Source organism: Burkholderia reimsis (genome assembly GCF_003294055.1).
Taxonomy (GTDB): domain Bacteria; phylum Pseudomonadota; class Gammaproteobacteria; order Burkholderiales; family Burkholderiaceae; genus Burkholderia; species Burkholderia cepacia.
This window is the reverse complement of record NZ_QMFZ01000016.1, coordinates 37,722-52,957: the sequence shown is the minus strand read 5'-3', so window position 1 is coordinate 52,957 and position 15,236 is coordinate 37,722. Positions and strand designations below refer to the sequence as shown.

The 15,236-nt window shown below is 66.0% G+C and carries 10 protein-coding genes and 1 pseudogene; 4 read left to right on the top strand and 7 right to left on the bottom strand.

Features of this window, described 5'->3' with window-relative positions; genetic code table 11:
• Positions 1-93: 93 nt before the first annotated feature.
• The 3 genes from DPV79_RS19430 to DPV79_RS19420 all read left to right on the top strand — a co-directional run bounded on the left by DPV79_RS19430 (position 94) and on the right by DPV79_RS19420 (position 5,004).
• Positions 94-711 carry a TetR/AcrR family transcriptional regulator gene (locus DPV79_RS19430; protein ID WP_048022517.1) on the top strand — a complete coding sequence of 206 codons (618 nt, stop codon included), beginning with the start codon at positions 94-96 and terminating at the stop codon, positions 709-711.
• Between the two features lie 76 nt (positions 712-787).
• Positions 788-1,909 carry an efflux RND transporter periplasmic adaptor subunit gene (locus tag DPV79_RS19425; protein WP_113046226.1) on the top strand — a complete coding sequence of 374 codons (1,122 nt, stop codon included), beginning with the start codon at positions 788-790 and terminating at the stop codon, positions 1,907-1,909.
• Positions 1,906-5,004, top strand: a complete 3,099-nt coding sequence (locus tag DPV79_RS19420) for an efflux RND transporter permease subunit (RefSeq protein WP_113046225.1) — start codon at positions 1,906-1,908, stop codon at positions 5,002-5,004. Before DPV79_RS19425 ends, DPV79_RS19420 begins: the two co-directional genes overlap by 4 nt.
• A 196-nt stretch (positions 5,005-5,200) precedes the next feature.
• Here the strand turns inward: DPV79_RS19420 and DPV79_RS19415 are convergent.
• The 6 genes and pseudogenes from DPV79_RS19415 to DPV79_RS19390 form a co-directional block, all read right to left on the bottom strand.
• Positions 5,201-5,392, bottom strand: a pseudogene (locus DPV79_RS19415) (integrase core domain-containing protein); the annotation flags it as partial.
• 117 nt (positions 5,393-5,509) lie between these two features.
• On the bottom strand, positions 5,510-7,672 hold the full coding sequence (locus tag DPV79_RS19410; protein WP_244321778.1) for a TonB-dependent siderophore receptor: 2,163 nt from the start codon (positions 7,670-7,672) through the stop codon (positions 5,510-5,512).
• 191 nt (positions 7,673-7,863) lie between these two features.
• Entirely contained in the window at positions 7,864-9,876 is a 2,013-nt protein-coding gene (fhuB, locus tag DPV79_RS19405) for a Fe(3+)-hydroxamate ABC transporter permease FhuB (protein WP_279636574.1), read from the bottom strand.
• A 4-nt stretch (positions 9,877-9,880) separates the two neighbouring features.
• Positions 9,881-10,855 (bottom strand): iron-siderophore ABC transporter substrate-binding protein, encoded by a 975-nt coding sequence (locus DPV79_RS19400; protein WP_113046223.1) that lies wholly within the window; start codon positions 10,853-10,855, stop codon positions 9,881-9,883.
• Positions 10,852-11,682, bottom strand: a complete 831-nt coding sequence (locus tag DPV79_RS19395) for an ABC transporter ATP-binding protein (RefSeq protein ID WP_113046222.1) — start codon at positions 11,680-11,682, stop codon at positions 10,852-10,854. Before DPV79_RS19395 ends, DPV79_RS19400 begins: the two co-directional genes overlap by 4 nt.
• Positions 11,679-13,373 carry a cyclic peptide export ABC transporter gene (locus DPV79_RS19390; protein WP_113046221.1) on the bottom strand — a complete coding sequence of 565 codons (1,695 nt, stop codon included), beginning with the start codon at positions 13,371-13,373 and terminating at the stop codon, positions 11,679-11,681. The genes DPV79_RS19395 and DPV79_RS19390 overlap by 4 nt, the downstream gene beginning before the upstream one ends.
• A 219-nt stretch (positions 13,374-13,592) precedes the next feature.
• Between DPV79_RS19390 and DPV79_RS19385 the strand changes: the two genes are divergently transcribed.
• On the top strand, positions 13,593-14,378 hold the full coding sequence (locus DPV79_RS19385; RefSeq protein WP_042972995.1) for an AraC family transcriptional regulator: 786 nt from the start codon (positions 13,593-13,595) through the stop codon (positions 14,376-14,378).
• 80 nt (positions 14,379-14,458) lie between these two features.
• Here the strand turns inward: DPV79_RS19385 and DPV79_RS19380 are convergent, their stop codons facing one another.
• On the bottom strand, positions 14,459-15,217 hold the full coding sequence (locus DPV79_RS19380) for an SDR family oxidoreductase (RefSeq protein WP_059622682.1): 759 nt from the start codon (positions 15,215-15,217) through the stop codon (positions 14,459-14,461).
• Between the last annotated feature and the right edge of the window lie 19 nt (positions 15,218-15,236).

The window sequence follows — 15,236 nt, the reverse complement described above, 5'->3', positions numbered from 1 at the left end:
CATTTCGGGAGTGCAACGGAGGGCGGATGGTGTGACCAATATACAATATGGTCACACGTTGTCAACTCGCGAGTGAGGGGCTAAGCTTGAGACATGAACAAACCGACTCCCTCCGCCTCCCCGTCCCGCGGCCCCTCGGACCACGAAGTTCGCGCCCAGATCGTCGACGCCGCAACGGAATACTTCAGCCGCTACGGCTACGAAAAGACCACCGTTTCCGACCTCGCGAAGGAAATCGGGTTTTCAAAAGCCTATATCTACAAATTCTTCGATTCCAAACAGGCGATCGGTCAAGTCATCTGCGCGAATCGCCTCGCGGCGATGATCACCGCCGTCAGGGAAAACATCGACGGCGTACACAGTGCGACGGAAAAATTTCGCTGTATGTTCAAGACCTTGCTTTCATCGGGAAGCGAGCTCTTCTTCCAGGATCGCAAGCTTTACGACATCGCCGCCGTGTCGGCCGCATCACCCTGGCCATCGGTCCAGGGTTATGAGGACCAGATCCGGCAACTCGTCGCCGAGATCCTGCGGCTCGGGCGCGAAACCGGCGAATTCGAACGCAAGACCCCGCAGGACGAGGCGGTGAACGCGATCTTCCTGGTGATGAAGCCCTATTTCAATCCGCTGCTGCTCCAGTACAACCTCGAGGGTGCGGAAGAGGCGACGACCCAACTTGCGAACCTGGTACTCAGAAGTCTCGCTCCATGAATCGTGTTGTGACTGTTGACTGAATTGGTCACTGGTATCAGAATGAGGGCTCCTGTTCTTTGCGAGAGGGGACCTCATGTTCCGGCGCCATCATTTTGTCTACACATTGGGCGTGGCTTCGCTTGCGCTCGCGGCATGCGGCGAGCATCCGGCCGCCGATCCGCGTACCGAGGCGCCACTTGTACGTATGAGCGCCGTTCACGGCGCGGCAGGGGCGAGCCGGTCGTTTTCGGGTGTCGTGGGCGCCCGCGTTCAGAGCGATCTCGGTTTCCGGGTTCAGGGCAAGGTCATCGAGCGGCTGGTCGACGCTGGCCAGACGGTCAAGCGCGGCCAGCCGCTGATGCGCATCGATCCGATCGACCTGGGGCTGCAGGCCCGTGCGCAGCAGAAGCTCGTGGATGCCGCGCAGGCACGCGCGACGCAGACCGCCGCCGATGAGGCGCGCTATCGGGATCTCGTCGCGGCAGGCGCGGTCTCGGCGTCGACCTATGACCAGCTGAAGGCAGCGGCGGACTCCGCCAAGGCCCAGCTCGTCGCGGCGCAGGCGCAGGCCGTGCTCGCCAACAATGCGTCCAGCTACGCTGTCGTCATGGCGGACGCCGACGGCGTGGTGGTCGAGACGCTGGCGGAGCCCGGCCAGGTCGTCGCGCCGGGACAAATCGTCGTGCGGCTCGCGCATGCCGGCCCCCGCGAGGCCGTCGTCCAGCTTCCCGAGACGCTGCGTCCCGCATCCGGCTCGATCGCCGAGGCGACGCTGTACGGCGCGGCCCAGAAGCCTGTTCCCGCCGTCCTGCGTCAGCTCTCCGACTCCGCCGATCGGCTGACACGGACCTACGAGGCGCGGTACGTCCTCCAGGGCGCGCTGTCGAATGCGCCGCTCGGCGCGACCGTGACGCTCGATCTTGCCGGCGATGCCGGCCACGCACCCGCCGGCATGGTGGTCCCGGTCGGCGCCGTGTTCGATCCGGGCACGGGCACCGGGGTCTGGACGGTCGACCGGGCCCAGTCGCGCGTGACCTGGCGCAAGGTGCGTGTCATCGCGTTGAGCGACGACAGTGCGACGGTGACGGGCGACCTTCGCGACGGCGACCAGGTCGTCGCGCTCGGAGCCCAGTTGTTGCACGACGGCGAGCATGTGCGTCTCGCCAACGACAAGATGATCGCGGCATCCGTCTCCGCGCAAGGAGCGGCGCAATGAGCGGCTTCAACTTGTCGGCGCTCGCGGTGCGGGAGCGCTCGGTCACGCTGTTTCTGATCATCCTGATCTCGATCGCCGGCGTGGTTGCCTTCCTGAAACTGGGGCGGGCCGAAGATCCGCCCTTTACCGTCAAGTCGATGACGGTCATCACGGCATGGCCCGGCGCGACCGCGCAGGAAATGCAGGACCAGGTGGCCGAGCCGCTCGAAAAGCGCATGCAGGAACTGCGCTGGTACGACCGGACCGAGACCTATACGCGTCCGGGGCTGGCTTTCACCACGGTGACCTTGCTCGACAGTACGCCGCCCGCGGACGTGCCCGAGGAGTTCTATCAGGCACGCAAGAAGCTGCATGACGAAGCGGGCAACCTGCCGCCCGGCGTGATCGGCCCGCTCGTCAACGATGAGTACTCCGACGTAACGTTCGCGCTGTTCGCACTCAAGGCAAAAGGCGAGCCGCAACGAGTGCTGGTGCGCGACGCCGAGGGCTTGCGCCAGCGGCTTCTGCATGTGCCGGGCGTCAAGAAGGTGAACATCATCGGCGAGCAGGCGGAACGGATCTATGTCTCGTTTTCGCATGACCGCCTCGCGACGCTCGGCGTGACGCCCCAGGAGATCTTTGCCGCGTTGAACAACCAGAACGTTCTGACGCCGGCCGGTTCGATCGATACGGCGGGCGCGCAGGTATTCATTCGTGTCGAAGGCGCGTTCGACAAGCTGCAGACCATTCGTGACACGCCGATCGTCGTTCAGGGCCGCACGTTGAAGCTCTCCGACGTGGCGACCGTCGAACGCGGTTACGAAGACCCGGCCACGTTCCAGATTCGCAACAACGGCGAACCGGCGTTGCTGCTCGGCGTCGTGATGCGGGACGGCTGGAACGGGCTCAACCTCGGCAAGGCGCTCGACGCGGAGGTCGCATCGATCAATGCCGGGATGCCGCTGGGCATGAGCCTCACGAAGGTGACCGACCAGGCCGTCAATATCCATTCGGCCGTCGACGAATTCATGGTCAAGTTCTTCGTCGCGCTGCTCGTGGTGATGGTCGTGAGCTTCGCGAGCATGGGATGGCGCGTCGGCATCGTCGTGTCGGCGGCGGTCCCGCTGACGCTCGCGGGGGTCTTCGTCGTGATGGCCGCCACCGGCAAGAGCTTCGACCGCATCACGCTCGGTTCGCTGATTCTCGCGCTGGGCCTGCTCGTCGACGACGCGATCATCGCCATCGAGATGATGGTCGTGAAAATGGAGGAGGGCTACAACCGCGTCCAGGCGTCGGCTTACGCGTGGAGCCATACGGCCGCGCCGATGCTGTCGGGCACGCTGGTCACGGCGGTCGGCTTCATGCCGAACGGCTTCGCGCGCTCGACGGCCGGCGAATACACGAGCAACATGTTCTGGATCGTCGGCATCGCGCTGATCACGTCGTGGGTCGTGGCCGTCGTCTTTACACCGTACCTCGGCGTCAAGCTGTTACCCGACATTGCCGTGATCGAAGGCGGCCACGCAGCGATCTACAACACGCGGAACTACCAGCGCTTTCGCCGTTTCCTCGGGCGCGTGATCGGACGCAAGTGGATGGTCGCCGGGATCGTGGTGGCATCGTTCGTGATCGCCGTGATGGGCATGGGGCTGGTGAAGAAGCAGTTCTTCCCGACGTCCGATCGCCCGGAGGTGCTCGTCGAAGTGCAGATGCCCTACGGGACTTCGATCGAGCAGACCGCGTCGGCGACGGAAAAGGTCGAGGCGTGGCTTGCGAAGCAGCCGGAAGCGCAGATCGTGACCTCGTACATCGGGCAGGGCGCGCCGCGCTTCTATCTGGCCATGTCTCCGGAACTGCCGGATTCGTCCTTCTCGAAGATCGTGATCCGCACGAACGACGAGCACCAGCGGGAAGCGCTCAAGTTCCGTCTGCGCAAGGTCGTCGCCGAAGGACTGGTGCCCGGCGCGCAGGTTCGCGTCACGCAGCTGGTGTTCGGCCCTTACTCGCCTTACCCCGTCGCGTTCAGGGTCATGGGCCCGGACGCGGGGACGTTGCGCACCATCGCCGCGCAGGTCGAGCGGACCATGAACGCCAGCCCGATGATGCGAACGGTGAACGCCGACTGGGGGCCGCGCGTTCCCACCGTGCATTTCACGCTCGATCAGACGCGTCTCGGGTCGTTCGGGCTGACGTCCAGCTCGGTCGCGCAGCAACTGCAATTCCTGCTGACCGGCATTCCCGTCACGCACGTGCGCGAGGACATTCGTTCGGTGGAACTGGTCGCGCGTTCGGCGGGAGACACCCGGCTCGACCCGCAACGGATCGAGGGATTCACGCTGATCGGTAACGCAGGGCAGCGGGTGCCGCTCTCGCAGGTCGGCAAGGTCGACATCCGCATGGAGGATCCGATCCTGCGCCGTCGCGATCGAACGCCGACGATCACCGTGCGCGGCGATATCGCTGAAGGATTGCAACCGCCCGACGTATCGACCGCGATGCTCGCGCAACTGCAGCCGATCATCGCGAAGCTGCCGAGCGGTTACCGGATCGAGGAGGCCGGCTCCATCGAGGAGGCCAACAAGGCGACCAATGCGCTCGCGCCGCTGTTCCCGATCATGATTGCGCTGACGCTGCTCATCATCATTTTCCAGACGCGCTCGATTGCCGCGACCATGATGGTGTTCGCGACCAGTCCGCTGGGTTTGATCGGCGTGGTGCCGACACTCCTGCTGTTCAATCAGCCCTTCGGCATCAACGCATTGGTGGGGCTCATTGCGCTCTCCGGCATCCTGATGCGAAACACGCTGATCCTGATCGGCCAGATCGAAGAGAACACGCGTGCGGGCATGGCGCCGTTCGATGCGGTAGTGGAGGCCACCCTGCAGCGCTCGAGGCCCGTGATCCTGACGGCGGTTGCCGCGATGCTGGCGTTCATTCCACTGACCCATTCCGTGTTCTGGGGCACGCTGGCTTATACGCTGATCGGAGGAACGTTCGCCGGAACGATTCTTACGTTGGTGTTTTTGCCGGCCATGTACTCGATCTGGTTCAAGATCCGGCCTGGGGCAGGGGAAAGTCACTCTGCGCTCGAACCCAGCGTCAGCGTGACTACGTAGACATGTGCGCCCCGGGCGATGATGGTCTTGCCCGGGGCCGTCGATGTGAATCAGCACCACGACGCGTCCGGCCGGAAAGCAACTTCGCGCAATGGCCACGATTCATTTTTCCGGGCAGTGGCGCACGCTTCGCGCGCCGCTTGGCGCGAAATGCCGTGCACGAACAATGTGACCTGCGGCGGAATTCCGTGATCAATCAGGCAGTGAGTTTCGCATCGATATTGCCGGAATCCAGCGAGGCTCGACGGACCGTGGCCGGAGGTCGGTAGCGATGGGCGCTGTGGGGCCGGCGTTCGATGAGCACCTTGGCCTCGGCGCGACTGCGGAACCGTTCGCGGTTTGGCAATTCGGCTCGCAGTTTGCCGTTGAAGCTTTCGACGAATCCGTTTCGAAGAATCGGTCCGGATCCGGATGTTTGAAGGCGGGTGACTTTTGAAGAAGTCAGACTATTCTGTGGGCGCAGGGTCACCATGCGTCGCGCGACGCATTCGTCGCGCGGCGGCCCCTAGAAATCCGAACGCACGGTCAACATCACGTTGCGCGCATCGCCGAATACGCTGTAGTAGGTGCTGGGCGGACGAATGTAGTACCTGCGATTGAACACGTTATTCAATTGCAAGGAGGCCGTCACGTGCTTGTTGAAACGATATCCCGCTTGTGCGTCGAAAACCGCATAGGCACCCTGTTCGACGCCACGCGAAATCCGCGTTTGAGCGAGCATGCCGCCCCCGATCGAGAATCCGCGTAACGGGCCTTGCGACAGCGTATATCGGGTCCACAGCTTGAACAAATGCTTCGGATCCGTGCCGTCGGTGAGATCGGGCGAGTCGTTCTCGTAGTGGGCGTTCAGATACGTGTAGCCGGCATAGAGATTCCAGTCCGGCGTCGGCTGGCCAGTGAGTTCGAGTTCGATACCCTGATTGCGTGCCTTGCCTGCGGCCACGTAATAGAACTGATGGGCAGGATCGGCAACGGCGCGGTTGTCGTCGTTGATGCGGAACAGCGCGGCGTTCGCATTCAGGCGGCCATCGAGCAGGCTGCTTTTTACGCCTACTTCGTACTGCTCACCCGAGCGCGGCGGCAGGCCCGGCCCCGAGTACGTGCCTTGCGTTTGCGCATCGAGGAAACGCGCATAGTTGGCATAGGCCGTCAGCGACGGCACGATGTCCCACAGCAAGCCGGCGGACGGCAGGAAGCGATGATTGACCTGTGCGTTGGTCGTCCAGTCCGCGACGCTCGGCAACGTCGACTGCGTGCGGTCCTGCAGGAACGCCTCGCGGCCGCCGAGCACGAGCGTCAGCGGCGTGGCGAGCTTGATACGCGCCTGCGCATAGACGCCGTATTGAACGGTGCGGTGATTGGTGCCGAACGTGTACGGTACGTCCACGGCGGGGACCGCATTGGGATCGTAGAGACTGTAGGCGCCACCGTACGGGCCGCTCAACGCGCGGTAACCCGACTGCGCGCCCGATGTCATCACGGCGTAGTTCGCGCCGATGGTCAGCGTATGCGTCTGCCCCCAGAGGCGCACCGGGCCGGATACGTTGGTGTCCGCGCCGAACCAGTCATAGCTCGTGCGCTGCCGCTGGTCTCCGAAGCGCGCGAGGCCGTTTGCGGTCGCGCCGGGGCCGGAGTACGCGTAGTAGGCCTTGGAGAGTTCGTGGCGGTAGAACAGCGTGGTCGAAGATTGCCACGCGTTTTCGAACCGATGCACGAGGTTGGCGTTGACCTCCTGCAACGAGGTGTACGCGTAGTTCCAGCTCGGACTGAAGTTCCGCGTATATTCGCTCGGCACACGCCCGGTGAGCGCGGTACGCGTGCTGTTCAGCACGCCGCCCGCACCGTAATCGATGCCGGAAATCGGCGAGACCTGATATCCGCCCGAGAACGACAGCGTCGTGCGCGGCGTGAGGTCCCAATCGAGCGCACCATAGGCCATCACCTCCTTGCTGCGCGTGCGCTCTATGGATTGCGTACCGGTGCCGCCCACGAGAACGGCGCGTCCGCGCAGCGTGCCGTCCTTGTTCAGCGGCCCGGTGACGTCGATCATCTGGCGCACGCTGCCGAACGAATCGACCTGCGTTTCCGTGCCGAGGTGGAACTGATCCTGAGGGCGCTTGCGCACGAGATTGACGACGCCGCCCGGCTCGCCCATGCCATCGATCGAGCCTGCCGGGCCGCGCAGGATTTCGACGCGGTCGTACATCGCCAGATCGAATTGCAACTGGTACTGCAGGCCGCTCAGTGTCGGGACCCCATCGAATTCAATGCCGAGCTGCGAGCCGCGCGCGCGGAAGTACGCGGTACCGTCGCCGTAGTCGATCGAACTGACGCCGGTCACGGAGCGCAACGCCTGCTGGATGGTCGTGACGTTCTGGTCGTCCATCCGCTCGCGCGTGAGCACCGAGACCGAGTTCGGCGTCTCCTTGATCGATTGCGCGACTTTTCCGCCGATGGTGGCCCACTTTGTAGCGTAGTTGCCGCTGCCTTCGGTTGTCGCGTCGGCGTCCTTTGTGCCCACCACCGTCAAGACGGGCAGCGTGTCGCCGACCGGGGCGGGCGAGCCTTGCGCGTTCGCCCACGAGGAGGCGAGGCACAGCGCCGAAAAGGCGAGCGGGGCACCGCTGCATCGTCCCGTCGTCACGCGCCGCGCGCGAGGGTGGTCCATTCTCGTTGTCATGGTTGATCATCCCGATGTTGAAAAACGTCGAACTGCTTCCTCCCGCCAGCGGCGGGTTGAAAAATGGGGGGGACGATCTTTATCGACGGGCATCTGACGGCCTCGTCTGTCTTGAATCCATGCACGACCGAACAATCGCCGGACCGACATCGTGGCCGGTCCCGCGACCCGTGACGCAATTACCGCCGCAACCCGCGCAGCATCACGAGCGCGACGAGCCACGGTCCGCCGAGCAGCGTGGCGACGAGGCCGGTCGCGATTTCCTGCGGAAAAGCGATCTGCCGCCCGAGCCAGTCCGCCGTCACCATCAGCAGCGCGCCGAGGGTTGCGGCCAGATAGAGCTGCGGCACGGGGCGGCGCGCACCGGAGAACCGTGCGATATGCGGCGCGATCAGCCCGACGAACGACAACGGCCCGACAATCACGGTAGCCGCCGCCGTTGACATGGCCGCCAGCAGCAGCAATGCGAAGCGCGCGCGACCCACGGGCACGCCGACGCTCGCCGCGACGTCCGTGCCGAGCGCCAGAGCGGCGAGCCAGCGTCCGGTCAGCGGTGCAACGGCGAGCGTGAGGAGCGCCAGTGCCGCGACGCTCCATGCGATGCCAGGCGCGACGTAGTACGTGGATCCGATCAGCAGATCGACGAGTACGCCCGCGCGCGGATCGCCGCTCGACATCAGCGCGCCGACTACCGTGTTGAACAGCGCACTGATCGACAGCCCGACGAGCAGCAGGCGCTCGGGCGCGAATCGCGCGCGCCGTCCGAACCAGACGAGCAGCACCAACGTCGCGAACGTGCCGGCCACGCAGCCTGCCACCAGCGCGGCGGGAACGAGGCGGTGACCGAGAAACAGCACGGCGACCATGCCGAACATGCCGCCGGAACCCACACCGAGCACGTCGGGACTCGCCATCGGATTCGCGCTCATGCGTTGCAGCAGTGTTCCCGCGACTGCCAGCAGGGCGCCCGCCGCCAGCGCCGCGACGAGGTGAGGTCCGCGCCAGAACAGCAGGCTTTCGATTTGCGTGAGCGTTGCGACGCTCGTACCGGTGGGGCCGCGAGAGACCGCCAGCGACAGCAGGCATGCGAGCGGCAGCAGCATGGCCCACACCAGCGCCATCGCACGAGGCGCGCGGCGATCATGCCGGGGGCCCGTTGCAGCATGCGCATCGGGCCGCGTGCGCAAACGCGGCAGCAACCCGACGAGCAGCGGCACGCCCACGATCGCGGTCGCGCTTCCGGTTGCGATCACGTGCGCGGAAAACAGGTCGGCCCGCGCGGCTGTGCGCACGATTTCATCGGTGAGCCACAGCAGCGCCGCGCCGGTGAGCGGTGACCACACGAGCCGCGCGCGCAATTGCCGCGCGCCGGCCAGGCGGGCCAGCAACGGTGCGGCCAGGCCGATGAAGCCGATGACGCCCACTTCGGCGACCACGAACGCCGTGAGCGCGACCGCGACGAACAACGCGGCGCCGCGCACCCATCCGACCGCGACACCGAGATGGCGCGCCGTCGTGTCGCCTGCGTCGAACAGATTCAGCGGACGATAGAGCAGTGCGGCGCCGCCCGCGCAGGCGGCGAGCTGCATGCCCAGATGCAGCGTCGGTTGCCAGCCGTTCTGGTCGAGCGCGCCGCCGCCCCAGATCTGCAAGCCCGCAAGCCTGTCGAAATGCACCACCGAGATCGCGAGACTGATTGCGCCGCAGTACAGGTTCACCACCATGCCGCCGAGGATCACGCCGAGCGGCGACATACGCTGCGCCCATGCCAGCGCGAACACGACGAGCATCGCGGCCGCGCCGCCCGCCAGCGCCAGCGTGCTTCGACCCATGGCCAACCAGCCGGGCATCCAGATCGTCGCGACAGACAGCGTGAGATACGCGCCCGGGAACACCCCGAGCGTCATGGGTTCGGCGAGCGGATTGCGCAGCACCTGTTGCATCAGCGTGCCCGCGAGACCGAGTGCGGCGCCGCACAGCAGCGTCATCGCGACGCGCGGCAGCAGGCTGTAGTGGACGAGCAAGGCCCCCACGTCCTGCGTGTCGGCGGTGGCCGCGAGCGCGTGCCAAAAGGATGCGCCCGCGAGTGCGCGATGCACGTCCGTGGCGGTGAGGCAGGCGGCGACTACGGCCATGGCGCCGACCAGTGCCAGGCGCCGATCGCTTGTGCGCGCGACGCGTCCGGCCAGCACGAGGTTACGCAAGGCCGCCTCCACCGTGCTCGAGTGTGGCGAGGGCGATCGACACGGCCGCGGCGAAGCGCTGCATCGACACGAGTCCGCCGAAGGCCGCGATCACCGGCAGTACTGCGACGCGTTTCTCGCGCACGGCAGGCAGCGCACGCCACAACGGGCTCCGGTTCAGCGCGGCACGCACGTCGGCGCGCAGCGGCCCGATCAGCAGAATGTCCGCATGCGGGACATCGAACAGGCGTTCCAGCGCGACGGTGGCCGAGCCGGTTACGGAGGTGCGCCATGGCGTGGAGGCCGCGCGGCTCGCCGCGTCGCGAGGATGGGCAGCGTTGTCGACACCGATGCGCGCGAGCACGTCGTCGAACAGGCTACCCGTGCCATAGACGCGAAAATGTCGCTCGTCGAGTGCTTCGGCGACGATCACGGCGCGCGCCGGGTGAGCCCCGGTGCTCGCGATCCGGGTGGCCACCGACGCGAATTCCCGTTGCGCGGCGGCGATCAGCTCGGTGGCGCATAGCGGCGCATCGGTCGCGCGCCCCATCGCGGATGTTTCGTCGCAGAGCACTTCGAGCGGCCGTGCAGCGCTCATGTATGTGCCCAGCGTGAGCGTCGGCGCGATGCGTCGGAGCGGCGTCATCAGCGCCGCATGCGCCGGCGTGACGATGATGAGATCCGGCGCGAGCGCGAGCAGCACCTCGAAATTCGGTTGATAGAGCAGGCCGACATCGGCGACGCCGGGCGGCAACGGCGGCGTCACGATGCCGCTCGCATACCAGTCGGGCAACGGAATGCCGACGGGTGCGCGCCCGAGCGCGAGCAGCGTTTCCGTCAGTTCCCAGTTGAGCACCACGATGCGGTGCGGGAACCGTGTGACCGCGGCAGCGACGCATGGCGCGGAGAACCGTGGGCCTGAGCCGGCGAGCGCGGTGAGCGCGACGAGCAGTTGCCGGCGGCGCGGATTCGCAACGAGCAGGTTCATGCCGGAAACCCCAGGCGCCGCCCGCTGACCGGATCGGCGCTCACGCGCATCGGCACGCCGTAGATCGATTCGAGGTGTACCGGGTCCATGATGTCGGCGGCGCGCTCGCGCATCAGCAGACGGCCCTCGCGCAGCGCAACGATACGGTCGCAGAACCGCGCGGCCATGTTCACGTCGTGCAGAACGACGACGGCGCTCATCGCCCTCGTCGCGCAGAGCGTGCGCACGAGTTCGAGCACGGAGAGCTGATGGTTGAGGTCGAGCGCCGACGTCGGTTCGTCGAGCAGCATGCAGCGGCAGTCCTGTGCGACCAGCATCGCCAGCCATGCACGTTGACGCTCGCCGCCCGACAGTACGTCGACGGGGCGATCGGCGTGACGGAGCACATCCGCTGCACGCATCGCGCGCTCGACGTGCGCGGCGTCTTCGTCCCCGAAGCGTCCGAGCGCGCCATGCCACGGATAACGCCCGAGGGCGACCAGTTCGTGCACGGTCATGCCGTCGGTGGGCGGCGTCTGCTGCGGTAGATACGCGACCTCGCGCGCGAACTGGCGTGCGCCCCAGTCGGCGAGCGGCTTGCCCGCATAGCGAATCGTGCCGGCAGCGGGGGCGAGCTGACGAGCGAGCAATTTGACGAGCGTGGATTTGCCCGAACCGTTGTGCCCGACCAGCCCGGTCACGCATGCGGGTTCGATCGCGAGATTGATCGATTGCAGCAGGGGACGGCCGCTGGCGACGTACGACACGCGTTCGAGCGAGAACGTCGCGGCATTGCCGGTGTCGCCGCATGCGGAGCGGGCTGCTTCGTCGCGCACGATATCGCTCATGCCGCGCTCGCCATGTCGTTGCCGCCCGTACGCTGCGCGTTGTCCGCATTGTCCGCATTGTCCGCGCCGGCCGTGTCCGCGGTCATCGCGGCGATGCGTCCGTTCTCGAGTTTGATGAGCCGGTCGGCGAGGTCGAAGTAGCGATCGTCGTGCGTGATAACCAGCACGGTCTTGCCGTTCGCCTTCAGCGCGGGCAACAGCGTGCGATAGAACACGTCCTTGAAGGCCGGGTCCTGATCGGCCGCCCATTCGTCGAAGACATAGAACGGTCGATCCTCCAGGAATGCGACCAGCAGCGCGAGGCGCTTGCGCTGACCTTGCGAAAGGGCGAGCGTGGAGAACGTGCCGCGCTCGATGCGCACCTTGTGGTCGAGTTGCAGCGCGACGAGCAACGTACGCGCCATCCCTTCGCGTTCGCCGGTCAGGCCGAGCAGCGAATCGAACAGATGAAAATCGCTGAAGACCACCGAGAAACGCTGTCGATACGCGGCACGCGTCGTGTCGTCCACGGCGACGCCGTCGACGAGCAGACGGCCGCGCTCGGGCGCGTAAAGGCCGACGAGCAGCTTCGCGAGCGTGGTCTTGCCGCTGCCGTTGCCACCGACGAGATACACGAGCTCTCCGGCGTCGAACGTCAGATCGATGGGCCCGAGCGTGAACAGGCCGTCGTCGCTTTCGCGCACATAGCGATGTTCGACACCTTCGAACGCGATACGCGAGAATCCTTCGGCCGGGGCGGGGGCGGAACCGGCGTGATTGCCTGGCTCGGCAGGCAGCGCCGCTTCGAGCGCGCCGATGCGCTCGAACGCAACGCGTGCCGAGTTGAGCGACGGTAGCGCCGCGAGCAGCCCTTCGACGGGCATGATCAGATAGAGGAACACGAGCGCGTAGCCCGACATGACGTGTGCGTCGGCGCCGAACAGATGCGCGAGCACGAAAGTCGTGAGGCCGACGAAGCCGAACAGCAGCAAATTGCCCCAGCTTGCCGCGAGCGCGTGCAGCACATAGCCGCGCGTACGCTGCACGCGCACCGCTTCCACGTGCGGTGCGAGCTCGCTGCCGACGAACGCGTTCGCGCGTGCGCGATGCAGCTTGAGTTCCTTGGCGCCGTCGAACAACGCACGAAACTGGTTCAGCAGCGTGTCCTCGCGGTCGCGCGAGGCGCGCAGATGACGCAGCGCACGGGCGCTCACCAGCTGCGTGCCGAGCGTGCCGGCCCCGAGCACGCCCAGCGCGACCGCGAGGATCGGCAGCGAGAGCATGCCAAGGTATGCGAGACAGCCGACGATCACGGCGCCCTGCATCGCAATGGAGGGCAGGCTCACGAAGAACACGACGATGCTGTCGAGATCCTGGGTCAGCGCGCCCACCGCGCGGGCCGCGCCGCACCGCTCCAGATCGCGGAACGATGCGGCAGTAATGCGTCCGATCGTCTGCATGCGCAGTTGGGCCTTGACGCGTTGACCGAGATACATGAACAGCGCCTGTGAGCCGATGCGCGTCACGAGCACCAGCGCGGCGAGCAGTACGAAGCGCATGCCCAGGTGCATCAGCTGTGCGCCCGACGCTTGCAGCGCCTGGTTGATGAGTGCCACGAGCGCCGCGTTCGCGAAGCCGCTCGCGAGACTCGCGAGCAGCGCGACCGGCAGCAACCAGCGTGAGTAGCGGAGCAATGAGGCAATCGGAGGCATAAGTCGTCGAAGGTCGTGCGGACGTGCTGGCTGCACGTGTTGTGTCTCATAGATAAGAATGAGACGTATTAAATGTAGAGAACGGGGTTTGGCCGTAACCGTTGATGGATAAGGAGATTAATGCCTCGCGCAGCCGAAAGGTAGACACGCGATATCGAATTTTTGACAGAATTTGGTGAATTTGAAATATCATGGCGCACTTCCTTTCGACCGTCTCCGATGAAGGCCTTCCTGCTCAAGCGCTATCCGCTGGCGCGGGTGCCGCTGCCGCGCCAAGTGGCCGCGACCCTCGTGAACTACCGTCAAGGCGAACGCGTGGCTTGGCATCAGCATCGCCATGGCCAGCTCGTCTTTGCAGCCAAGGGCGTCGTCCGCGTGCTCACGCCGGCACGAACGTGGACGCTCCCGCCGTCGCGGGCGGTGTGGCTGCCGTCGGACGTCGATCACGAACTGCACGCGGTGGGCGACACCGCGCTATGCAGCGTCTATGTGGAACCCGAAGTGTTTCCGTGGCCTTGGGAAGAGCCGGCGGTCATCGCCGTGTCGGTGTTGCTGCGGGAACTCGCGCTCACGGTGGTCGACGGGGCGGATACTTATACGGCCACGAGCCGTGCCGGACTCGCCGCGTCGTTGCTGATGAAAGTGCTCGCGGAAACGCCGAGCCTCGCCGAGCCGGGTGTGCCCTTGCCGCGCGACGAGCGCCTGCTCAAGCTTTGCGAGCACATGATGAACGACCCCGCGAGCGATCTCACGCTGGACTTCTGGGGCGAGCAATTCGGCGCGAGCGGCCGTACGCTCGCGCGCCGGCTGCATGCCGAGACGGGGCTGACGTTCGTGGCCTGGCGGCAGCAGATGCGCGTCGCGGAAGCGATCACGCGCCTCGCGCTCGGCCAGTCGGTTGCGCAGGTGGCAAAAGATCTCGGGTATCGCAGCGCGAGCGCGTTCATCGTCATGTTCCGACGGATCACGGGCGAATCGCCGCAGCGATATCTCGCAGCGACCTGAGCAGGGCTGATTCGGGCCGGCCCGGCGATGCGGCGCCGCGGACGCAGGCGGCCCGAACGGGATTCGATGTCGCCGCGCGCTTACCCCCGCCCGACGAACGGCATGGCCGTCGCCATGATCGTCATGTTCAGGATGTTGGTGTCGAGCGGCAGGTTCGCCATCTGGACGATCGCGTTCGCGACGTGCGTGACGTCCATGCGCGCTTCGGGCGCGAGGCTGCCGTCGGCTTGCGGGACGCCTTGCGTCATCCGTTCCGTCAGCGACGTCGCGGCGTTGCCGATGTCGATCTGGCCGCACGCGATGTTGTACCGGCGGCCGTCGAGCGCCAGCGCCTTGGTGATGCCGGTCACCGCATGCTTGGTGGCCGTGTACGCGATCGTATCGGGGCGCGGCGCATGCGCCGAGATCGAGCCGTTGTTGATGATGCGGCCGCCCTGCGGCGTTTGCGTTTTCATCAGGCGCCATGCGGCCCGTGCGCACAGAAAGACGCCGGTCAGGTTCGTCGCGACGACGCCGTTCCACACGTCGAATTCGTATTCGTCGAGCGGAACCGGCGGCGCGTTGCGGCCGGCGTTGTTGAACAGCACGTCGAGCCGGCCGAACTGCTGCGCGATCTGCGCAAACGCGCGGTCGACCGATGCTTCGTCGGTGACGTCCGCAGGAAACGCGTGCGCGTCGCCGCCGGCGGCGCGGATCGCGTCCTGCGTTTCGCGCAACGAGGCCTCCGTGCGACCGAGCAGCGCGACGGTGAATCCCGCCTGGGCGAGCGCGACGGCCGCTGCGCGACCGATGCCGGAGCCGGCGCCGGTGACGGCTGCGAATTTCTTCGAGACAGACATGGCTTGATTTCCTGCTGGT